The organism is Rickettsia bellii RML369-C, from assembly GCF_000012385.1.
Taxonomy (GTDB): domain Bacteria; phylum Pseudomonadota; class Alphaproteobacteria; order Rickettsiales; family Rickettsiaceae; genus Rickettsia; species Rickettsia bellii.
Window position 1 is genome coordinate 631,909 of sequence record NC_007940.1, and the last position, 23,210, is coordinate 655,118.

Sequence of the window (23,210 nt, forward strand, 5' to 3'; positions counted from 1 at the left end):
TATTTTGTTCAAGATTTATACACAACTAAGAACGATCCAACGAAAGCAGAAATATTTAAAATCATAGTTAATGATTATAGAATTTGTGGCGATGAAGAATATAGATTGGGTTTAGAATTTAAGGTAAGATTTGACATTGTAAAACCTACTGAATCAGGTGAAGAGATATTTTATAAGCAGCCAGAATTAACCTTAAGTAATAATACAAAAATACTTGAAGTCGAATTAACAAATCCATTTTCTGAATTAGAACAATTAGAGCAAGTATTAAAAACCTTAGGGGAAGTAGAAAGCAACACAGGCGTCAATAATCTAGAATAATTATTTAGTCTTTTGTAATATAACTTTTCTTGCTTAATTAGAAAAGTTATGTTACGTTAATTTATCCAAAAATAATAAAATAATTTAGGGTAAATGTTTGTTAAGCTATTGATCTTCACAATTCCTTATATCTTCTTTTCATCAATAGCTATTGCTGATCCTGAAATAGCTGAGTCTTTAAAATGTTCCAAACTTTTCCCTTATTTTGAAAAAAAATTTAATATCCCGTCTAACACGCTTCATTCAATTGCTTTAAAAGAGTCAGGTAAAAAACATAAAACTCGTAACCTAAGAGTAGTATGGCCTTGGACTGTTAATGTTGAGGGTAAAGGTTATTACTTTAATACTAAAAGAGAGGCAGTAAATTTTGTAAGAAAAGAAATTATAAGAGGACGTGAAAGCATCGATGTTGGCTGTATGCAGATTAACTTAAGGCATCATTTAGGGGCTTTTAACTCTCTTGACCAAGCGTTTGAGCCAAATAATAATATTCGTTATGGTGCAGAATTTCTACGTTCAAAGTATGATCAGCTTAAGAACTGGCATAAAGCTATAGCCCATTATCATTCAGCTACTCATTCTTTGGGTTTTAAATATAAACAGGATGTAGTAAAAATAGCAAGTAATATGGCACTTTATAAAGCATCATTGCATGGTTACTTAAATAATAGTGAGGATATTTTAGTAAATAAGGCTGTAGTCAGTAATAATAAAGTTCAGAAAAAGCCATTTTTTACTAGTAATAAAAGATATAAAAGTAGTATTATGGTCCCGATCCCAGTTAAAATTAACTAAATTTATGAATATTAAATCCATAATATGTTTTGTAATATTAGTAAGTGCAGTAAAAATTAATGCCGATTTTAACTATATTCAAGTTACAGAAACTACTCAAGATATAGTAATAGAGCAAGAAACTATAAAATTGCCCTGGAGTGATTGCACCGAAATACATAAATTATTTGAAAGAAAATTTTCTTTTTCAGAAAAACAGGTTAAAAAAGAAAATAAAATTTATGAAGAATATAGAAAATTTTATTTAGATCATAATAACCCTAGCAATTTTTCTATGCAATTTAGTGAAAGAAAAACCGACGCTCAAAGAGTAGAAACATTAATATCAGGTTTTTTAAAATTCTGTGAAGACAATTTTCAAACCAGTAATATTAAGCCTAACTCCTTAAATTATCAAATTAAAAAACAGCAAGAACAGTTGTATAATAATATAAGAAGTGAAAATTATAGAATATATTATAAACAAAGATATTATAATAATGCTGTGTTACCCTCACATAATAAATAATTAATTACTCATTAATACTTGCATTTTGTACTTATTAATTTATTTTAATAAATTCAATATAATAGGTAGGTATTATGTTTAGAAAATTTATATTAGTAGCATTAGTATGTTTAAATAGTTATAAAACTTTAGCAGAAGATAAGAAATCAGAGAGTGTACTAACTAAAATTTTGATAAATATTTCTGAAAATTACAATTGTAGTGATAGCGATTTAGTAGAAAAGCGAAAACAGCACATAAAAGAGAAAAAATTAAAACCTATCTATTCAGAACATTTTAAACAAGGTAGTGGATATTTAGTATCAAACAAAGAAATTAATTTATTTCAATTTGATTCTGAAAGATCAAAAGAAATTTTGAGCGAAAATCTAAGTATAAAAATGCAAAAAAAACTTTTAGAAGATATGCAATTAAGACATCTAAATCCAAATATTATAAGAAATCAAGAAAATTTTTTACAGAATAATAGAAATGATATAAGTAGTTTTAATTATTTAATAGGCAAACCGAATTATATGAATTGAGATAACTATATCTTTAACAGAATAAAGCTAAAAAATTACCATAATAATAGACTAGTTAGGATTAAAAAGTGAAAATTATAAATGAAAGATATTATGATAATGCTGTGTTACTTTCATATAATAAATAATTAATCAGTCATTAATACTTGCATTCTACGCTTATTAATTTATTTTAATAGAATCAATATAATCAGGTATGTCCTATGTTTAGAAAATTTATATTAGCATCATTATTATGTTTAAGTAGCTATAAAGTTTTAGCAGAAGATAAGAAATTAGAGGATATACCAAATAAAATTTTGGTAAATATTTCTGAAAATTATGATTACAGTAACTCATTAGTAAAAAATAAAAAACAATCTATAGAAAAGAAAGAATTAGAGGTTTCATTACCTAATGATCAGATCCAAATTAAAGGTATTAAGGAGAATTTTGAAATAATAGAAAGAATTAGTGGTGATGATATTCATACTGCAAGAAAGAGAAAGCGTGTTCAGGATCTCATAAATGGTGAGCTACCTATTATCAATTGGATGGTAGAAGAAAAAGCAATTTTAGAAAAGAAAATGAAAGAAAAATATAAAATAGATTGAGAGAATTATATATTCAATAGAGTAAATATAAAAAATAACCGCAATAATGCAGTAGTTGGAATTAGTAACAGCTTGTTTATAAACCAGGCAGCAGACGATCTAATTGATCGTTTGAAAATGATCGATAAAAAATTTTCTGATATTTTAGAAATTTCTGCTAAGTGCGGTCATCTAACTAAGTTATTAAAGACTGTTTATAGGGGTACTAAAATTACTGCCGTCGATATGTCGCCTTTATTGCTTGATTCATTTGAGCATGATAATAAGTTATGTATTGATGAGGAGCATTTAGAACTTCCAGAAAATTCATTCGATTTAATAGTTTATTCCTTAGGCTTACACTCCATAAATGACGTACAGCGTTTTTTGTTTAATATAAGAAAGTTCCTAAAAAATGATGGTGTTTTTATCGGTAATTTTATTGGAGGTAGCAGCCTTCAAAATTTACGTAAATCTTTAATAGAGTTTGAGATAGAAAGTAGCTCTCAACATTCCCCTCATATCTCTCCTTTTATTCATTTCGATCATGTTCCAATTTTATTATCACAAGCAGGCTTCAATGAAGTAATTGTTGATTACGAAAATATAGAGCTGAAATTTGATAATCCGTTAGAGTTAATGAGGGAGATAAAAAATATAGGCGAGTCAAATTCTTTAATTCTGCGTCAAAATTATGCTATTTCTAAAAAAATGTATTCTTTGCTACAAAATTACAAAAATGGCTTTGAAGATAACATTACCTTAATTAGTTTTATTGCTTCACCTAGTAAAAATAGTATAAGATTAAAGTTGTTATAAGAACTAGAATGCTGTATTTTTAGGGTTTAAGGTGGGTTTGTTATTGTGAGTTGTGTATGCGTTATTGCGAGGAAATTACGAAGTAATTGACGCAGCAATCTTGTCAAGTGTCCTTAAGATTGCCTCAAAGCTATGCTCCTCGCAATGACGTGGATGTTGAAATGACATAAAGGACATACAGTTATTGATAATATTTATAAGGTATATATGCAAGAATTTGATTTAGTAGTAATAGGAAGCGGTCCTGCTGGTTATACTGGTAGTATAAGAGCCGCACAACTTGGTATGAAAGTAGCGTGCATCGAAAAAAATGATACGCTTGGTGGTACATGTCTAAATATAGGGTGTATACCTTCTAAAGCACTACTTAATTCTTCTGAGAAATATGAAGAAGCTTTAAAGCATTTTGAGAATATTGGTATTAATGCGGAAGTGAAGCTAGATTTACAAAAAATGCTCGCTAATAAAGATAAAGTGGTTTCAGACCTTACAAAAGGTATAGATGGTTTATTTGCTAAAAATAAAATTACTAGAATAAAAGGCGAAGCTAAGATTATATCTAGCAATATCGTTGAAGTAAACGGTGAGCAGATTTCGGCTAAAAATATCCTAATTGCTACCGGTTCTAGTGTAATAGAAATCCCAAATATTAAAATTGATGAAGAATTTATTGTCTCTTCGACGGGTGCTTTAAAGCTTTCAAAAGTGCCTGAAAATTTAATAGTAGTTGGTGGCGGTTATATTGGCTTAGAGCTTGGCTCTGTTTGGAGGCGTCTAGGTTCTAAAGTAACAGTAGTAGAATATGCTGAGAGTATTGTACCAATGCTTGATAAAGAAGTCGCTAGCCAATTTATGAAGCTTCAGCTGAAACAAGGGATAGAATTTAAGCTAAAGACTAAAGTATTATCTGCAGAAGTAAAATCCGGTAAAGTTAACCTTACAATAGAAGAGGAGGGTAAAAGCTCTGTAATAACTTCGGATGTAGTACTTATGGCAGTCGGTAGAAAAGCCTACACACAAAATTTAGGTCTTGAAGCTGTCGGCATTGCTACAGATAAACAAGGTAGAATTGAGATTAACGAGCATTTCCAAACTGTTGTACCAAATATTTACGCAGTTGGTGATGCTGTAAAAGGTGCTATGCTTGCACACAAGGCTGAAGAAGAGGCGATAGCTGCCGCTGAAATTATGGCAGGGCAGGCGGGTCATGTAAATTACAACCTGATCCCAAGCGTAATATATACTTCCCCTGAAGTAGCAAGCGTTGGTGAAACTGAAGAGCAATTAAAAGAAAAAGGCGTTAGCTACAAAGTGGGTAAGTTCCCATTTTTAGCCAATAGTAGGGCAAGAGCAGTAGGTAAAACTGAAGGGATGGTAAAAATTCTTGCCGATAGTAAAACAGATAAGGTTTTAGGGGCTCATATTATCGGGGCTGATGCAGGAACTCTAATCGCCGAGCTTACGGCTTATATGGAATTCGGTGCAGCTGCGGAAGATATAGCAAGAACTTGCCACGCCCACCCAACTTTAAGCGAAGCAATCAGAGAAGCAGCTCTTGGGGTGGATAAAAGAACTATAAATATTTAATTGTCATCTAGTTGCTTATGGCTCCAATATCATTCCCGCTTAAGGCTTGCCCCGCGTGGATACCAAATCGTCATTGCGAGCGGGCATTATTGCGTGGTTCCGATGTCATTCCTGCGAAAGCAGGAATCCAGTATAAAGCAAGATAAATTGAGCTTTTAATTTTAAAAATTTGCTGTATTTATGCTTTTTTTCTGGATTCCTGCTTTCGCAGGAATGACATATAGGACATTTTTCGATCCACGCTGGCAATGTCGAATAAATCATGGGGTGACAGGAAAAACTTAATATATTTAAAAAATATGAAAATAATAAAAAAATTATCAATTGTTATTTTGCTCTTATTAGTAGCAAGTTTTAAAGTATTTGCTGAGCCTGACAATAATATTGAGCAAGTTTTTTTATATATGGATCAAAAAAATTGGTCACAGGCAGAGCAGTTAGCTAAGGAGTTAAATAACAAAGCTTTAACAAAAATTGTTGTTTCGCAAAGATTTTTAGATAGCGATTATCCAAATAATAGCTTTGAGCAAGTAATTAAGTTTTTGTGCGATAATCCAAATTGGTCTCAAGGTAGGCTATTAGAAGAAAAAGCAGAAAGATACTTAAATAACAATACAAATAAAAAAACAATTTTTGAATGGTTTAGTAAGCATCCACCCCTTACTGGTAAAGGTTATAAATATTATGCATTAGCTGCGAGTAGCTTAGTTAATGATCAAAAAATATTATTACCTATTATTAAAGATGCTTGGATATATGCTGATTTTAGTCCTGAAGAAGAAAGTGCATATTATAGCAGATGGAAGAAATATTTAACCACAAATGATCATTTAGAACGAATAGAAGAACATCTTTGGAAATCTGATATTAGATCAGCTGAGCAATCACTAAAATATGTAGATCGTAATTATCAAAACTCCTTTAGAACTCAAATTGCTATTATAAATAAATCACCAAATGCTGAAAAGCTTTTCAGAAAAGTCCCTGAAAAATATTATACTTCTGGTCTGTTATATCGTTATTTAGATTCTAAGAAAAAGCAAAAACCCACTGGTGAAATTATTACTTTATTTAAGAAAGCAAAGAATAATCGTAAGCATTTTGCTAAATGGTGTCGCTTACAGCTCTACTATGCTCGTGAGTTTATCGATTATAAAGATTTTGCTAATAGTTATAAAATAGCATCATTGCCTTTTGCTACCTGTCCTGAAACGATAAGAGAACAGGAGTGGATGGCTGGCTGGTTGTCGTTAAGCTTTTTAAAGAAGCCTGATCAGGCATTAGCACATTTTAATAAATTTATCAAAATTGTTAAAACTCCAATTAGTTTAGCACGTGGGTATTATTGGTTAGGACGAAGTTATGAAGCGAAAGGCAATAAACAAACTGCTAAACAATTTTACGAACAGGCTGCTAAATACTCTTTTACCTTTTATGGTCAGGTAGCAAATATTGAGTTAAATAAAACTAATTTAGTATTGCCTCCTGTACCTATAGTTAGTAATGAAGAAAGAAAGAGTATTGAAAATAAAGATATTATTAAAGCAATAAGATTATTAGTTAAATATGATAAAAATAAATTAGCTGTTATATATTCTAAAGCTGCTATTAAAGAGACTAAAAACCCTGCTGAAATTTTAGTAATTCTTGACACTATTAAAGCGTGTAATAATACGCACTATATGGTTGATGTGGCAAAAGTTGCTGCTCAAAATAATATTTTTATTCCGAATTGTGCTTTCCCAACCCCTTATAATCTGGCAGGGCTTCCTATTGATCCTCATTTAGCTTATGGGATTATTAGGCAAGAATCTGTTTTCGATCATAAAGCGGTAAGTAGTGCAAATGCTAAGGGTTTAATGCAGCTTATTGATAAAACTGCGTGTGAAACCGCTAAATCTATAAGTCTTAAATGTAGTATAGCAGATTTAACTAGAAATCCTGCATATAATATTAAACTTGGTACTCATCATTTTAAACAATTACTGGGTGATCATCGTGGATCTTACATTTTATCGATTGCCTCTTATAATGCTGGCAGTCACAATGTTGCAAAATGGATAGATAGATTTGGTAATCCAAGGAATATAAAGGATATGAGAAAAGTTATTGATTGGATGGAACTTATACCTTACCGAGAAACAAGAGATTATGTTCAAAGAGTTCTTGAAAATATTCAAATTTATCGTACAATTTTGAATAAAAATAATACATTCAAGTTTAAACAGGATTTGCACGCTTGTGATATATCAAAAAGTTAATTTATGTTAATGTTTTGTTTGACATAATCATAAAATATGAGTATGGTGCGGGTATATAATTAGTAAATTAAGGAGAAAGTTATGCCAAAATTCTTTAAAAAAATAGAAAGAGAAGTAAAAAGAGTTAGGGATCAAGCAATAGAAGTGGTTAAGGAAACCCGTAATGAATTAAGCAAGGATATAGCTTTTTATAAAGGGAAACTTTCAGCAATTGGAATAGGGTATGATGATGAACACGCTAACCTTAAAGTTCCATCTAGTGGGGAGAGTACTTAACCTTTTAAATGGAATTGGTTGACAAGCACTACTGGCAGTAATTCAGATCAAGTTGAGGCATTTAAGAAAATAATAGAAGTTTTGGAAGCTAAAAATAATCCAGATTTATATCAAAAGTTAGTATCTGAACTTAATGCTAATACTAAAAATGCACTTGATGATAATATTAAGCAATATAATATTACTGTACCGACACAGCAAACAAATGATCGAAAAGTAACGCTTATTAATGGTAAAGAAGTTGAATTTAAAAAATTCTTAGAGCTACTATATAAAGAAAATACAAAAGAATTCGATCTTCTTTTAAAAATGTTACCATCTGAAACTAGTGAAATTATGAAAAAAGAAGTAACATTGAAGTTAGCTTATGATTATTTTAAAGGTTCTAAAAACTTTGATGATATAAATACAATATCCGAAAGAATAGGAACAAGTGATATATTTGAAGAGTATCTTGGTTTTAATATTGATCAATTTAAAAGTGAAGAAATGAATATTATGGGTGGTGATCAGTATTCTTATTTAGATTTTTCAGCTTAAAATTCTATCATAAGCCTTGCCTTACGTCGTCATTCCAGCGGCGTATCAGTTCTTCCTGTCATCCTGTGATTTATTCACAGGATCCAGTTAAAAATACTAGTAAAATTAGTATTTTTTATTATTTTCTAGATCTAGTTCCCAAACAACTAGATGATATCGAGTGCCTTTTTAAAGCCATACAAAAGAGCAAGCTCTAGCTAGGTATGACATAATAGTAAAACTCTAATAATAAATATCATGAAACTTAAAAATCTAATTTCATTAATATTACTATTTTCTTCATTATCAGTTTTTTCACAAGCTACAATACCCCAACCATTAAAAAATATTCCAATTAATGTTGTTGCACCGGCTTCAGGTGCTGATAACAAAACTTTATCCGATTTAAAAAATATCAAAACTCTTAATTTAAATATGCCGACTAAGTGCCTTAGTAAAGGTGATTTACCATTTTTAGCAAGTACTGATGAGATAAGATTTAATTGTTTGAAAGATGCCTTATATAATGAATCTAGCAATATAGTATGGAGTTTAAGAGGTGGTTACGGGTCAGCAAGATTAATTCCTGATTTATTAAAACTTTCAAAACCAAATAAGGAAAAATTTTTTATAGGATATAGTGATATAACGGCTTTGCACCTTTTCTTATCGCAAGAATGGGGATGGAAAACAATACATGGTACTAATGTAGCTGGTTTGCTAAAACCTGAACAAGATCAAGGTAACTTTATAAAACTTGCTGAAATATTGCAAGGTAAAGTAAAACAAGCAGTCATAAATGATTTAGCGGCTCTTAACAATGTAGCCAAACCAACCGAACTTGTTAGCGGCAAGCTAACCGGCGGTAACCTAACTATGGTGTTAAGTAGTATAGGGACTAGATGGCAAATAAAAACCGCTGGTAAAATTCTTTTTTTAGAAGATATAAATGTAGCTCCTTATCAGTTAGATCGTGCTTTAATCCAATTAAAACAAGCTGGATTACTTGAAAATATTAAGGCTGTAATATTTGGCACGTTTGATAAAGATTCTAAACTCACAATGTTAGTGCTGCGTAATTTTGCAAATAATTTAAAAGTACCGGTATTTAAAACTGATAGATTCGGTCATGAGAAAATCAATGATCCAATTATTTATAACACGGATAGTAAAATTATCGGTAATGGTGAAAAATTTAAGTTGATAATGGATTTGTGATAACTCCTATTGCTTTATACACACAAATATACTAAAATAGGAAAATAGGAAAATAGGAAAATAGGAAAATAGGAAAATAGGAATTTTGTAAATAAAATATTATGATAGCAGAAAGTCACATAGAAACAATAAAGCAAGTTGGAGCTAACGGGCAGGTATCACTTGGGAAAAAATATGCTGGTAAGCAAATCCAAGTTTTAACGTTAATAGATGGTACTATAATAATTAAACCTGGTAAATTTATTCCTGATAATGAAATGTGGCTTTATAATAAAAATAACAATGAGATAATTGATAGAGCTATAAAATGGGCAGAAACAAATAAAAGGCATGAAAATTTTGATGAAATAGTAGATTTGGTACAAAATGACTAAAATATTACTAGATATGAATTATCCTGTTTTTCAAGAACAATTATTTAGCATAGAAAAGCAAGAGCAACGTGCTTTACTTATTACTTTAAAGAAAATCAAACAATTAGAATGGGAAGAATTATATAAAGATAAAGGTATAAGGTGGGAATTAATTACCTCAAAAACAACATCAAAAGGTAATAATGTATATTCATTTAGATTTTCACAAAAATATCGTGGCACAGCATATAGAGATGGTAATTATCTTGTATTGCTCGCACTATTTCCTGATCATGATGGTGCTTATATCTAGTTAAATAGTGTGAAAGTCATTATAAGGAGAGGCACGTGTTGTTGCATGGATGCGATGTCATTCCCGCAGAAGCAGGAATCTAGCATAAAGCGAGATAAATCGAGCTTTTAGCTCTAAAAATTTACTGTATTTATTCTTTTTTTTCTGGATTCCCGCCTCCGCAGGAATGACATAAAACAAAAACTGTGCGGTGCTATTGATCAAGTTGCGGGGGATGACAGTGTTTGATTTATGTAATAACGCTTTCATCATAATAACAAATACTACCCCCTCAAATGCAAATAATCATTATATTTTGACATATCCAAATCATAAACAAAGGACTTGTTTTTAACATAATATTCAAGCAGCCTTATTAATCCTTGTTTATGTTTTTCTAGTGTTTCCATGCTTAAACTTATTTCTGTTGTTTGTACATAAGGCTCGGTGCTAGTTATTTTTACGTAGGCAATGGTAATGTTTTCAATTGGATTCCCGCTTTCGCAGGAATGACATAGGGGAGCGTAGGAATGAGATATATTAAAGCCGTTTTCGAGTATCATCAAACTTTCTATAATAAGCTGAGGTGAAAGTCCTAGTTCTATTTCTTTTTTGGTTGGGATAGTACCAGTTTTATAATCTAATATAGTTATGCAGTTTGATTTACTGATTTCAATCCTGTCAGCTATACCGATGATTTTTATATTCTGTCCTGCTATATTTAAGTTCAGCTCTCCCTTAATTTCAAAATAGATTTTTTGACAATTTTTTCTGCGTTCCATATCAAATAGAATAAAAGCTTTGCTAAGTAGTGTTAGTTTTGTTTGCCAAGTTTTCTTTGTATATGTCGGTAGAATAGTGCTATGTAAAATATTATTGCCAATATTCAGCAAAGCTTGCTGTTGATCAAGCATATTTTGCTGGTCATAGTTTTTTGAATATTCTTCTAGAACCTTATGAATAAAGTTCCCGAAATCTGATATTTTTGGCTCTTCCCATATCTTATCTTGAGTGCGTAGCTTCAGGATTTTCTTAGCATAAAAACCATATGGATTCCTGATTAAAGTTTCTATATCCGTTACAGATAATATATTTGGGAAAAAAGTACTATGTGCCGCCTGTTCTATGTCATCTTGCGTGCTTGTAGTGGAATCCAGAAATATAACTCCAGAGATACCGCAATCAAGTTGCGGTATGACACTTTTATTCGGGATGACATTTTTGTTTGATAACTTTAAAAATAAATTACAAGGAGTGGATAATTTTCCAGCATATTTTTTTGCATTTAATATGATTACTTCTTCATTTTGTAATAACAAATCAAAATAATTTGAGTATAATTTCGGAGTAATTTCATCATAATCTATATTCAATATTTGCTTTGCTTCTTTACTTAAATAAGGGTGAGTAGTGGTAGTATTACTCCAATTATCGCTATTAAAATGTGGTAATATAACTAAATCGAAACGAGATAAAGCAAGTTCTTCAGGTGAACCGATAATTATCTTAGATTCAATATTTTTATAATATTTAACGTTAGAAAGTAATAAAGCAAAAATTTTAGGAAAATCTTTTTTACTGACGTTTATACTACCGCTAAACTCTGTTAAATTATTTAAGAACTCTGATAGCTCAGCTCCTCCCTCTTTTTCCCAAATATCCGGTAAAATCTTCTCAAAAATTTCTTTAGAAAGCACTAATATATCCTTGATATTATAAGGTTTTGTAGTAAATAAAATATCCACTAAATTATAGCAATAAATTTTTAGTTCCTCATTATCAAATTGTAATTGTAGTAGATATTTTGGCGAAGATATAAAACGATTTTTACCTGACAATAATAACTCAAGTTCTTGAATATTAGTGCAGTTTATTAAAGGGTTTTTAAGTAGTAAAAATAAAAGTTTCAAATCAAAATTATTACATAATATATTTATAATAGCTATTAATAAGCTACTTACATTTGTCAGCTTGAGATCATTGCCTATTAAATCTTCAAACACTAACTCATATTTATCTAAATAGTTACAATATATCCTTTTCAATTTATTGTTATTTATAACAATAGCTATTTTTTTATCCGCATTCTGCTTGCATATGTGAGCTATCTGCTCAGCTTCTTCATAAATATCCGTAGGCTCATAATAATATATGTTATTGTGAGCTAGTTTTATCTCATTATATTTAATTATTTGCAGTTCTTCTTCATATTTTTTTAAGAAAGAATCAGGCTTAAATATGCCGGCTAATATTACCTGTTTACAGCTGTTTTTGGTTCTTGCTATCTCTTCCAAAAGCAATTTTAATTTATAATTATTACTACTTTGCTTTTCGTTTTTTTGCCATTTTAAAAAACTATATTCTAAGAATTTATAAATATTCTGCCAATATTCTGAATTATTGTAAGTCTCAATCAATTTTATATCGACATTATTATTTACTAAATCAGCAAATAGCTTGTTTAAAATTCCGGCAGCTTTTAATGCTTCCTCAGGAGTAAAATCTAATTTTTTATATTCGGTAATTATTTTTGATAGGGTAAATAATTCTTCCATTTTAGACATGTAATCTTCTGAAGAATCTTTTTTTGAAATAATAGCATTAAATGGGATAATAATAGGTAAATTTTGCACATTATAATTATCAGTCAAAAGCCCCTTTAACTTGGTGCAAGAAAGGCTATTCGGCAATATTATTTTGAGTTCTTTACGCAAATTTTCCTTACCAAATTTACTTACAATAAACTCAGCAAAATCCTGTAAAAAAGAAATATCAGAAATCATAAATATCGTTTTTATATTGAATATAGCATATTTAAAATCCAAAACAAATTTTATTAAAGCTCATATTTTATGGTAATTAGCTCTTGATTATTAATTTAAGTTAAGGATGATAGTATGACTAAAATACCGGATAATATAAGACAAGATGCTTTTAAATATGTAATGGAAAATAAACCAAACGAATTATTTGAATTAATAGCTATGAATCCAGGTTTGATTAATGAAAGATCACAAGGGAATCAAGATACATTATTTATGAGAGCTTGCAGATATCTTCATAAAGATATTATAGAAATATTATTAAATGAACAAGCTAATCCTACAGATATAAACAATCATGGAAATAATGCTATAATGTGTCTTTTCTATAGAGAAGATCAGCATAAGAAACCGAAAGATATAAATGAGCATGATGAAAAAGCCGTCGCAATATTAAAATTATTTGAAGAAAAAAATATTCCAATTAACTGCTTTACTGGTCAAGATGCGGATAAAGATACGCCATTAATTGAAGCTGCAAGAGCTGCTTTGCCTCAATCTATAAGTTTTATGCTTGATTATTTAGAGAAAAAAAGTTTGCTTAGAAGATCAATTATTACATACAAATAAAGATAAAAAAAATGTGTTACAAATAGCACTAAAAGCAAAATTCTTTAACCATGAATTAATTCAAAAAACTTTAGTATTACTTAAGCCGGAAGAAATTATTAAAATTTTTATAGATGTTATAACTAAAATTAATAGCCCAACATTAGAAGAGAAAAAGGAATTATTATCTGTAGTAGAAGAATATTTACCTAAGCTAGACACGAAGCAGGTAAAAAGTTTAGCAAAGAAAATCTTTCAGAAAAATTTATACAATGTATCTTGTGGCAGTGATAGTACTTTTCACCAAGAAAATTTACAAAAAGAATATGCCAGCGGAAATTTTGGAGTAAAAATTTTCAATAGTATCGATGTAGAGCTTATTGAATTACTTTATGTAGCGGGAGGAATTAATTTAAATGAATATAAAGAATTTATTGAATCTTTATATTCTACACAAGATCCTTATAAAAATGGATTTTGTAGTGCAGTAACCTTAGAATCTAATAAACAAAAGATGTTGAAAGTAATTAATGGCAGTCATACTTTATCTACATTAGTACAAAACCCACAAAAATTAGAATATGAAGCAAGAAGTGTGGTAGATATAAAAGATTTAGCTTTAAAAAGATTTTGTTTTTTAATAGCAAATAACGATAAAATTGAAATATCCCAAAAATCCGAAGCAGGAATTTTATTAGACTTTGTTAATATTGCAAATAATCTTAAAGAATATCATTATGATAATTTTGAAAAATATCTATTAGCTGAATGTAAAACCCCTGAAAAATTAAAAAAAGTTTTGAATAATTATGGTAATAAAATAACTGAATTTATCAAGTTTGAGCCAAATTTAGTAAATAAGCTTAATAATATAATAAGTTCTTTTGAAGAAGATACAGATATATTAACTAATGAAATTAAAAAATTATTAAATCCAGATCTTATAAATGTATTACTGCGTAAGGTATTTTTAAATTTTATTGATAATAAAGTAGAAAAAGAAATTGATCAAAAAGTTCAAGAATTTATTCAGGAAAATCTAAAGTTCTTCACTGTTCCGCATAAGATTGAAGTCCCTAACTATGAAAAGTTAAACCAGGAGCAATTTAAATCTTCTATTGAGCATTATAAAAATAATCCGGAAAGTGTAATTCCGTATTTACCATTAATACTAATAGCAAATGATGAAAGAAATATTTCTAAACTAAGAAAGTTTTTAGATAATAAATACGTAAAGGTTAAATCAACTGTAGACACTTGTTTAAATGTTATTATAGATGGTCAAAAATATCTTAAAAGCTTAGAAGCAGCAGAATTTGATACAAGTGCAATAGTACAAGATTTACAAAATAATTTACCTATACTAACTGATAAAATACAAAAAGTATTAAATGATCCTGAAGTAGAAAAAGTTAAGAATATTAATACCTTATGTAAGGATGTAAATAAATTTTTAAATATTTCTCCTTTAACTTCATTATTTGAAGAATATAATAATAATTATCAAGCAATAAAGTCGGAGGTTAATGAAGCTGAAAAAGTTTTAGGGAATATTGGAATAGAATGGAGTTTTGATATTAATTAATATTAAGCTAGTATAGCTAGTACGAAATATAAAATTTATCTCGTACTAGCTTTAACAAATTCTTTAAATAAGGTTAAATCTATATTGCAAGAAAATTATAAATATTAAGTCGCAGGTGCTACATCGCCTCCCATAGTTTCAACATTTTCTTCTTCATAAATAGCAGTTGTAGTATCTCTACAAGCAGAAATTGGTTGTTGATTAGATCCTGCGTATTCTTTCAAATAACTTTTTATTTCTTCATTGCTGAGTAATTTTACAGCATTAGTCATGTTATATTTATCTATAAACTCTTTCGGCATAGTTTCTTTAAGAGCTTCAGAAGCGTTATCTAATAAATAAGATGATAAAAAATCTAATATTTTATTACCTTTTTTAAATGACAAAAAACTTAATATAGATTTATTAACACTTTCAGCTAATAAACAAGTAACAATAATGCCATAATCATTTAATTTTTTGCACAATTCTTGAGTTTCGTTTATACCAAGATTTGGTTCTTTTATATGTGCTTTGGCAAATTTTACAGTTTGTAAAGCATATAATATTTGATTATATGTTTCGTCCATGGAAAATTTGGTTGGAGCTATTTTATAAGCTGATCTAACTTCTGATCTAACTTTTAATTCTTCTGCCAATTTTTTTATCTCATTAATAACAGGGTTTTGAGTATAGGAATTAAGACTAAGTATACTTGCTGAAAATAATAAGTTTTTAACATATTATTAATTACATATTAATTTTTTTTAATAAATAAGTATTTTGTTTGGAAGATAAAATTATTATACCAGATGTGATAAATATAACACATTGACATACTCGTTTATCAATTTTTCATTTATTCGTGGTATATTTCCAAGTGATGACCATTAATAAATATTTCAGCTTCTTTATGATTAGCTTCATGATCAAAATTTATTAATAACTCTTTTCCTGAGTTTTCATAAATTTCACTTGCTAATAACCTTTTATCAGCTCTAACCTTGATTTCAACAACCTTTTCTTCAATAAATTTTACTCCATTTATACCATATTGATGATGTATTATTCCTTTCTCCATTGCTTTCTCAAAACGAGGCAATAAAGAACCAATTGATTTCTTCACTTTATCATCAATAATACTATAACAATCTTGTCCCTTATATTTACCAATATAAGTAGCTTCGGTACTTTTAATCTGACCTTTTCCTGGAATATTCCATGAAGTGGTATAATGGGTAATTTTCTGACTTAATATATGAAGCTGTTGTTCTTTTTTATCCTGATAATATTGATGAATTTTCTTAGCATCATATTGTGCAAGTAAACGATCTAAATAATGTATTTCTGGAGCTTCTTCAGAATCACCTATAAAGATTTCTTCTTGTTTTTCTTTACTTAATTGGTTTGCATATTTCTTAGCTTTTTCTAGATCATTATTAAGTAAAGCAGCATTTATCCCAATTTCTAAAGTTTCTTCATTTTGTGGATGGAACTCTAAAACCTTTTCAACATTTTGTAAAACTTTTTGGACGTTTTTAGAAACTAGCTCACTTTTATCTTCTGCCATTAAAGAAGTATTGGCAGCATTAAGAACTTCGACTTTCTCTTCTTTTTTTAATTCATCTGCATCATAAATTATAGAATCTGGATCAAGATAGCTTCTTAAGAGCGATAAATTTAACTTCTTACACTTCTCTATTTCATTTTCTGGAACTGTATTTAATATGTTGCGAGCTATATCAAATTGTTCTGTGTAAATAGCTACTGAGAGGGCTAATAATTTATCAATGTCAGAGTTTTTTTTGATTATTGTATTTAAATCTTTTGTAAAACGTGTCTTTTTACTACTTTTTTGATCAATTGAAAGAGCACTATATTTATAAAGATCAAACATTTGAGTATGCTCAGGTTGTAAATCAGAGCGGTTAATATTATCTAATTGGGAAGTAGTAATATTTGTTAAATTTCTGCCTAATTTTAGCAAATCTTTAAGGCTAGATTCCGGCATTTGATTTAATAACACTTCTATATTATCATCAGCATCATAATAACTATAAATACCCCATAAATTATAATTAATAGTTTGTATAATATATTTATCTGTAGCTGGTAATTTGTCCAAAGCATTCTTATAGCACTCTACAGCATATTCTCTCTGTCCATTTCTATGATTAAGATAACCTAATTTATAGTAACACCAACCTATATCTTGGTTTTTTGGCTTATCATCTATAGTGATATTATAAAGTGCTGCTGTAAGCAATTCTTCAGCTTCATTCGAATGATTATTATTAATTAATATATCTGTAGATTCTGCTGTAATATTAAAATAATGCTTTAAGTGAGGGGTTAGATCTATGATAGTTTTAATTTGATATTCAACAGACATAAACTTGTTTACTAACTCAAACAGAATAGTCGTATATTTTTTATGATTAACATATTCTTGTTGAGAGAATATTGAATCCAAATTTGTTCTTGCATTTGAAAATATATCGGTAAATAATTTTTCTGCTACTTCATAGTGATTATTCTCTATGCTACACTCTAATGCCATTTTCATTATTTCAAGCTGTGAGAAAATACTTTCTATAAAATTATCCGTTTCAGTTTTTATACTTTTAGAAAATTTTTCAGTGTAAATAGCATTATTTACTAAAAAGGTAATATCTCCATTAGATTGCTGCTCAGGGTGATATTTTCTTAACACTTCCCTTAGTGCTTTATGTTCTTGAATATTTTTATACTCATAATTGTTAAACAAACTTTTTAACACAAAAAATTTCATATTCTTATTTGTATTAATAGGAATTTTTTTTACTGCTGAACTGTTACCACTTAAAAAATTCAAAATATTTATTATTATCTCTGCTCCAGCTTCTATAGAACCTTTCATATTTGAAAGTTTTGACCACGCATTATCTTGTAAAATTATAGGAAGAGCCGGTACAAATTTTAGTACCTTATCTTTATCTAAGGTTATAAAATTAAATTTTAATTCAGTAGGAGATTTAGACTTTTTCATAATAAATACTTAATATAAATTAAGCGTAAATTATAAAATAAATTTAATAAATTGTAAAGCAAATATTAATTTTTTAAATAGGAGTTAATTAGATTGCAGAAAAACTAGGGTGGTAATTTTTTAGTGTTATGTTGTAGCAATGATATTACGTAGATTGTTTGTTATTCCGGCTTAAAGATGACAGGGGCACGCAAGCAATGCCTTAATTAAATTTTTACTTGAAATTTTTATAAATATTTAACATATTAGCTTTAAATTAATATAATTGTGAGAATTTTATGTTTAATCAACTTAGTGATGAGCAAAAAATGCTCAAAAAACTAGCTCTGCTATCAGGAATTAAACCTTGTACTGCTTCTTCCATGCTTTTTTCTTTTCCATATTCTCAACAAAAACTCATTGATGCTTCAACGCAAAAGTTATTTGATTTATTTGGAAAATTAAGAAATACTGACAGATTAAAATTTCTTATTGAAGAAGCTATTGATCGGGGTATTGATATTGATGTTCAGGATAAAGATGGTTTTACGCTTCTACATAAATCTATTAATGAAAGAGATTATAATATAGCTGGTTTTTTATTAGAAAGAAAAGCTAATCCTAATATTCATGATAGAGATATCGTTACTCCTTTAAATAGAATAGCTGGAAAACCTCTTTCGAAGACAGAAGAAGATTTTCATATGGCTAAATTACTACTTCAAAAAGGAGCTTTAACAGAGCCAACAGATTTCTCAGGTTGGACTCCAATTCAATATGCTGTTTTTAATGAAAAAATAGGAATAGTTGAATTACTCATAGATTATGGGGCTAATCTTGATATAATTGTACCTAAGGGTTTTTATAAAGGTAAAAATTTAATAGAATTAGTAAGAGCAATATCATCAATATTTAGTGATCAGTCATTAAATAAACAGTTACAGACGTTATTAAAGCTTGCTACAGCCTGTCAAAACAATGATTTTGGATTGGTAGACTATTCAGTTAAAAAAGAAAATTCTGATACAGAAGATGATTCAGTTACAAAAGAAGACATAGAAAAATTTATAAACCATAAAATATCAATAAAACCTAGTGTTAAGCTTCTTCCTAAATATTTAAAAGAATTAATTCGCCTTAAAGGTTTTCTAGAAACTAAAGAAGAGTTTATAAAAGATAATACCATAAAAAGATTAGAAGATAATATAAATTCAAAATCTAGCTTAAAATATTTGTTATTGTCTAAAATTGTTGAAAGTCCAAGTTTATACAAATTTGATGTTGGAATGCCGGAAGATCTAAAAGAATCCCTCGAAGAGCACGGTCTTAAATTAGTCGGTGATATAGATTAATCAAAATCTTATGCGGATGTTGTTTAGCCTTATCACATAGTCTTAATGTCTTTCCTGCGTGAGGCTTTGTTACGTAGATCGGAAAGATCCTGCGTGTCATCTAGTTGCTTGACCACAGTATTCAAAGAAACGACTAAAAATATCAATAATATTGATATTTTTAACTGGACCCCGTGAACAAGTCACGGGGTGACAGAGAAAAAATCGATCCACGCAACAATAGAAATGACATGATCCCGTGGACAAGCCCATGGGATGACACTGAGGCGTTAGAAGTCCATACCTCCCATTCCGCCCATGCCACCCATACCGCCACGCATTGGCATTGGGTTTTCTTTATCTTCAGGCTCATCAACGATTAAGGTTTCTGTAGTAATAATCAGTGAAGCAACGGAAGCTGCATCTTGCAGAGCAGTACGCACTACTTTAGCTGGATCAATAATTCCTGCTTTAATCATATCAACATATTGCATATCTTGAGCGTTAAAGCCGAAATTCTTATCTTTATGCTCTAATAATTTACCAACTACTACACCACCATTTTCGCCAGCATTTTCAACAATTTGTTTTATTGGATCTTTTAAAGCTTCGATTACTAACTCAATACCTGCTTGTTGGTCTTTATTGTCTACTTTCAAATTTTTTAAAGCTTGTGAAGCATGTAGTAATGTCACGCCGCCGCCAGCAACAACACCTTCTTCAACAGCAGCACGTGTTGCAGCAAGTGCATCCTCAACGCGATCTTTACGCTCTTTTACCTCAACTTCAGTAGCACCGCCAACTTTAAGTACAGCAACACCGCCAGAAAGTTTAGCTAAACGCTCTTGCAATTTTTCTTTATCATAGTCAGAAGTAGTTTCAGCGATATGTGATTTAATTTGTAATACTCTCTCTTCGATATTTTTCTTATCGCCGCTACCGTCAACAATTACAGTATTTTCTTTAGAGATTGTCACTCTTTTTGCATGACCTAAACTTTTAAGGCTAACATTTTCAAGCTTCATGCCTAGATCTTCGGTTATAAGCTCACCATTAGTTAGAATAGCAATATCTTCCATCATCGCTTTTCTTCTATCACCAAAGCCTGGAGCTTTTACAGCTGCAACTTTTAAGCCACCACGTAGTCTATTTACTACTAAGGTTGCAAGAGCTTCACCCTCAACATCTTCAGCAATGATTAATAAAGGACGTTGTGACTGTACCACTGCTTCAAGTATAGGTAGCATTGGTTGTAAGTTTGATAATTTTTTCTCGAATAATAAGATGTAAGGATTTTCAAGTTCAGCAACCATTTTTTCAGAATTTGTTACAAAATATGGTGATAAATAGCCTCTATCAAACATCATACCTTTAACTACTTCAACATCGAAGCTGAAATTCTTTGCTTCTTCAACAGTTATTACGCCTTCTTTGCCAACTTCTTCCATCGCTTTAGCGATTTTCTCACCAATTTCTTTATCACCATTTGAGGATATAGTACCAACTTGTGCTATTTCTTCTTGGCTATCGATTTTTTTACTAGCTTTTTTAACTTCTTCTAATACTGTATTTACCGCTAAATCCATACCGCGTTTTAAATCCATTGGATTATAACCAGCAGCAACAAGCTTGTTACCCTCACGTGCTAAAGCTCTAGCAAGAACAGTTGCGGTAGTTGTTCCGTCACCTGCAACTTCAGCAGCTTTAGTAGCAGCTGACTTTAATAATTGAGCACCAGCATTTCTAATTTTGTCTTTTAATTCAATAGATTTTGCGACAGTAACACCATCTTTAGTAATTTTTGGTGCACCAAATGATTGCTCTATAAGTACATTTCTGCCTTTTGGACCTAAAGTAACTTTTACTGCATCAGCTAAAATATCAATACCTTCTAGCATTTGCTCACGTGCTTTTGAACCGTGCTTAATAAGTTTTGTTGCCATATTTAAATTCTCCTTAAAACAAATAATTAATTAATAATACCAAATACATCGCTTTCTTTCATTACGATGAGATCTTCACCCTTGACTTTAATTTCAGTACCAGCCCATTTACCATATAGAACTTTATCACCTACTTTTAACTCTAAAGGATGCACTTCGCCTTTTTCATTACGAACGCCTTTGCCAACTGCTACAACTTCCCCTTGCATTGGCTTTTCCTTTGCAGTATCTGGAATAATAATTCCACCTTTAGTTTTTTCTTCATGTTCGATAGGCTTTATTGCAATTCTATCGTATAATGGTTTAAAAGACATTTTAACCTCCAAATTATATAAATATTTTAAATGTACATACTATATATATTTTATTTTCATTAGTTCAAGAGGTAAAAATAAAAATTTTTTAGTTACTGGTTTAAGGCTAAAATTTATTTGCTTAATTACTTGAGATTTAATATTGCAAGTAATTTTTTATTAATTATAATACACCTCTCAACCTTTAGTCTTTAATTGGTTGAATTAAGCAAAAGCTTATAATCTTTATAATAAGATAAATAATAATTTTATTTTGAAATCGGGCGAGGAAATGACCTCAAACCTTGATTTCTACAACTTTTCTTTATAATAGCAATTATAAAAATTGATTTGCTACTGCTAATAAATTAAGGAGGTAGTGTTGTTTCAAAAAGTTATTAAACATTTAAGTCATAATTTATCTAAACATGATATTACCGCTAAAATAACAGGTAGAATTAAACATCCCGTATCAATTTTATATAAGTTATATCGTAAGGGGATAAAAATAGAACAATTAACTGATATCTTCGCAATTAGGATAGTGGTATTAGATGAAGAAAAATGCTATAAAACTTTAAAAATAGTACATAATTTATATGAGTATGAAAAAGATAAGCTGAAAAATTATATTGATAATCCTAAACCAAATGGTTACCAATCTTTACATACTGTTATTATAACTGAAGATCAATATAGAATAGAAATACAGATACGCAATGAAAATATGCATTATCATGCCGAAAGCGGCGGAGCAGCACATTGGAGATATAAAAGCGATTTGATTAATGCATTAAAATTTTAACTCGTTATTTAAAATCATTTTGCGAGTCTAAAATAGAGTTTTTAAAATTTGTTGTATTAAGTAAGTCATTTTGTTCACCTTTTGAAGGGAAATTTTGTTCTATAAAATATTAACACACACATTTAATAATTGCTGCTCTATTGTTCTTATCTCAAGATATGCAGCTATAAGTAAAAAGCTTTCTATAGTTTCTTTGACTGTTTTTAATGCTTTGTCAGGAGACTTAGCATTTATGGTTTGTAAATTATGTAGACGATCAAATACTTTAATAAGTGCTATATCATATTTTTTTCTTGAATTAATAAATTTAACATTTCTCCGGAGCTTATTTTCCCATGAGGTTTAATTCTTGTTAAGCGTTCTACATTATCAGCAATATCTTTATCAAAAATTTTGCTGATATCCTCATGTGTTAAATGAGTATCTTCTATTGTGTCATGAAGCAGAGCAACAATTATCATATAAGATTTATAAAGTTTTGGTGCTTCATGAGCTGCAAACTCAGCTAACATTATCGCTACTTCTATTGGATGAGTATAATAAGGCTCACCTGATTGACGCATTTGTCCCTCGTGATACTTACGGGCATAGTAAAGTCCTTTTTCGATCTCTTCAATATTTATAGGATTTTTTGCTGTGATGTTTAATTCTTTAATTTTATCAATTAGCTTCTTGCCATAATCGCAAGCTTCAAATTTATTCTGCCAAATGTCAATATCTTCCATAACTCTAATAACTTATTATAATTTTAATCTTTAATGTATACCTACTTAAATTACTATATTTTTTTAGGAAAATTAATAGTATTTTAAAAAGATATTATCTTTTGTATCAAAAAATTTTATTTTTGG

The 23,210-nt window shown here is 29.4% G+C and carries 22 protein-coding genes and 1 pseudogene; 17 read left to right on the forward strand and 6 right to left on the reverse strand.

Annotated features, from left to right (window positions below):
• Nucleotides 1-105 precede the first annotated feature (105 nt).
• From RBE_RS02990 to RBE_RS03050, 13 genes are all read left to right on the forward strand, one after another.
• On the forward strand, nt 106-321 hold the full coding sequence (locus RBE_RS02990; RefSeq protein ID WP_012151789.1) for a hypothetical protein: 216 nt from the start codon (nt 106-108) through the stop codon (nt 319-321).
• A 93-nt stretch (nt 322-414) separates the two neighbouring features.
• The gene (locus tag RBE_RS02995; RefSeq protein ID WP_011477242.1) at nt 415-1,116 is read left to right on the forward strand and encodes a lytic transglycosylase domain-containing protein; all 702 of its coding nucleotides are present in this window, start codon (nt 415-417) and stop codon (nt 1,114-1,116) included.
• A 4-nt stretch (nt 1,117-1,120) separates the two neighbouring features.
• Nucleotides 1,121-1,624 carry a DUF2532 domain-containing protein gene (locus RBE_RS03000; RefSeq protein WP_011477243.1) on the forward strand — a complete coding sequence of 168 codons (504 nt, stop codon included), beginning with the start codon at nt 1,121-1,123 and terminating at the stop codon, nt 1,622-1,624.
• A 74-nt stretch (nt 1,625-1,698) separates the two neighbouring features.
• Nucleotides 1,699-2,148 (forward strand): hypothetical protein, encoded by a 450-nt coding sequence (locus RBE_RS07525; protein WP_011477244.1) that lies wholly within the window; start codon nt 1,699-1,701, stop codon nt 2,146-2,148.
• 203 nt (nt 2,149-2,351) lie between these two features.
• Entirely contained in the window at nt 2,352-2,741 is a 390-nt protein-coding gene (locus RBE_RS03010) for a hypothetical protein (RefSeq protein ID WP_011477245.1), read from the forward strand.
• A gap of 9 nt (nt 2,742-2,750) precedes the next feature.
• Nucleotides 2,751-3,539: a methyltransferase domain-containing protein gene (locus RBE_RS03015; RefSeq protein ID WP_081423319.1), complete on the forward strand. Its 789-nt coding sequence runs from the start codon at nt 2,751-2,753 to the stop codon at nt 3,537-3,539.
• Nucleotides 3,540-3,746: 207 nt separating this feature from the next.
• Nucleotides 3,747-5,126 (forward strand): dihydrolipoyl dehydrogenase, encoded by a 1,380-nt coding sequence (gene lpdA / locus RBE_RS03020; RefSeq protein WP_011477247.1) that lies wholly within the window; start codon nt 3,747-3,749, stop codon nt 5,124-5,126.
• A 299-nt stretch (nt 5,127-5,425) separates the two neighbouring features.
• Nucleotides 5,426-7,387 (forward strand): lytic transglycosylase domain-containing protein, encoded by a 1,962-nt coding sequence (locus RBE_RS03025; protein WP_011477248.1) that lies wholly within the window; start codon nt 5,426-5,428, stop codon nt 7,385-7,387.
• An 81-nt stretch (nt 7,388-7,468) separates the two neighbouring features.
• A complete protein-coding gene (locus RBE_RS03030) occupies nt 7,469-7,663 on the forward strand; it encodes a hypothetical protein (protein WP_012151795.1) in 195 nt (64 codons plus the stop codon).
• Nucleotides 7,664-7,681: 18 nt separating this feature from the next.
• Complete coding sequence (locus tag RBE_RS03035) at nt 7,682-8,203, forward strand: hypothetical protein (RefSeq protein WP_011477249.1); 522 nt, start codon at nt 7,682-7,684, stop codon at nt 8,201-8,203.
• 237 nt (nt 8,204-8,440) lie between these two features.
• Complete coding sequence (locus RBE_RS03040) at nt 8,441-9,400, forward strand: LD-carboxypeptidase (protein WP_011477250.1); 960 nt, start codon at nt 8,441-8,443, stop codon at nt 9,398-9,400.
• A 101-nt stretch (nt 9,401-9,501) separates the two neighbouring features.
• Nucleotides 9,502-9,774, forward strand: a complete 273-nt coding sequence (locus tag RBE_RS03045; protein WP_011477251.1) for a hypothetical protein — start codon at nt 9,502-9,504, stop codon at nt 9,772-9,774.
• The gene (locus tag RBE_RS03050) at nt 9,767-10,066 is read left to right on the forward strand and encodes a hypothetical protein (RefSeq protein ID WP_011477252.1); all 300 of its coding nucleotides are present in this window, start codon (nt 9,767-9,769) and stop codon (nt 10,064-10,066) included. Before RBE_RS03045 ends, RBE_RS03050 begins: the two co-directional genes overlap by 8 nt.
• Before the next feature lie 263 nt (nt 10,067-10,329).
• Here the strand turns inward: RBE_RS03050 and RBE_RS03055 are convergent, their stop codons facing one another.
• The gene (locus RBE_RS03055) at nt 10,330-12,828 is read right to left on the reverse strand and encodes a PD-(D/E)XK nuclease family protein (RefSeq protein WP_011477253.1); all 2,499 of its coding nucleotides are present in this window, start codon (nt 12,826-12,828) and stop codon (nt 10,330-10,332) included.
• Between the two features lie 114 nt (nt 12,829-12,942).
• Here RBE_RS03055 and RBE_RS09155 point away from each other — a divergent pair, with 114 nt between their 5' ends.
• Together RBE_RS09155 and RBE_RS03060 are read left to right on the forward strand one after the other, a co-directional pair.
• Entirely contained in the window at nt 12,943-13,437 is a 495-nt protein-coding gene (locus RBE_RS09155; protein WP_011477254.1) for an ankyrin repeat domain-containing protein, read from the forward strand.
• Between the two features lie 13 nt (nt 13,438-13,450).
• On the forward strand, nt 13,451-15,001 hold the full coding sequence (locus tag RBE_RS03060) for a hypothetical protein (protein ID WP_011477255.1): 1,551 nt from the start codon (nt 13,451-13,453) through the stop codon (nt 14,999-15,001).
• 104 nt (nt 15,002-15,105) lie between these two features.
• Here RBE_RS03060 and RBE_RS03065 read toward each other — a convergent pair whose 3' ends face one another.
• Nucleotides 15,106-15,639, reverse strand: coding sequence for a hypothetical protein (locus RBE_RS03065; RefSeq protein WP_011477256.1), 534 nt, complete (start codon nt 15,637-15,639; stop codon nt 15,106-15,108).
• Nucleotides 15,640-15,839: 200 nt separating this feature from the next.
• Nucleotides 15,840-18,008 carry a hypothetical protein gene (locus RBE_RS09160; protein WP_011477257.1) on the reverse strand — a complete coding sequence of 723 codons (2,169 nt, stop codon included), beginning with the start codon at nt 18,006-18,008 and terminating at the stop codon, nt 15,840-15,842.
• Nucleotides 18,009-18,286: 278 nt separating this feature from the next.
• Between RBE_RS09160 and RBE_RS03075 the strand changes: the two genes are divergently transcribed.
• Nucleotides 18,287-19,339, forward strand: coding sequence for an ankyrin repeat domain-containing protein (locus tag RBE_RS03075; protein ID WP_011477258.1), 1,053 nt, complete (start codon nt 18,287-18,289; stop codon nt 19,337-19,339).
• 269 nt (nt 19,340-19,608) lie between these two features.
• Here RBE_RS03075 and groL read toward each other — a convergent pair whose 3' ends face one another.
• Together groL and RBE_RS03085 are read right to left on the reverse strand one after the other, a co-directional pair.
• Nucleotides 19,609-21,261: a chaperonin GroEL gene (groL, locus tag RBE_RS03080; protein WP_011477259.1), complete on the reverse strand. Its 1,653-nt coding sequence runs from the start codon at nt 21,259-21,261 to the stop codon at nt 19,609-19,611.
• 26 nt (nt 21,262-21,287) lie between these two features.
• Nucleotides 21,288-21,575, reverse strand: coding sequence for a co-chaperone GroES (locus RBE_RS03085; RefSeq protein WP_011477260.1), 288 nt, complete (start codon nt 21,573-21,575; stop codon nt 21,288-21,290).
• 361 nt (nt 21,576-21,936) lie between these two features.
• On the opposite strand from RBE_RS03085, the gene RBE_RS03090 reads away from it, so the two are divergent.
• Nucleotides 21,937-22,359: a bifunctional (p)ppGpp synthetase/guanosine-3',5'-bis(diphosphate) 3'-pyrophosphohydrolase gene (locus tag RBE_RS03090; protein WP_012151800.1), complete on the forward strand. Its 423-nt coding sequence runs from the start codon at nt 21,937-21,939 to the stop codon at nt 22,357-22,359.
• A 4-nt stretch (nt 22,360-22,363) separates the two neighbouring features.
• Here the strand turns inward: RBE_RS03090 and RBE_RS09590 are convergent.
• Nucleotides 22,364-23,084, reverse strand: a pseudogene (locus RBE_RS09590) (HD domain-containing protein).
• Nucleotides 23,085-23,210: the final 126 nt, after the last annotated feature.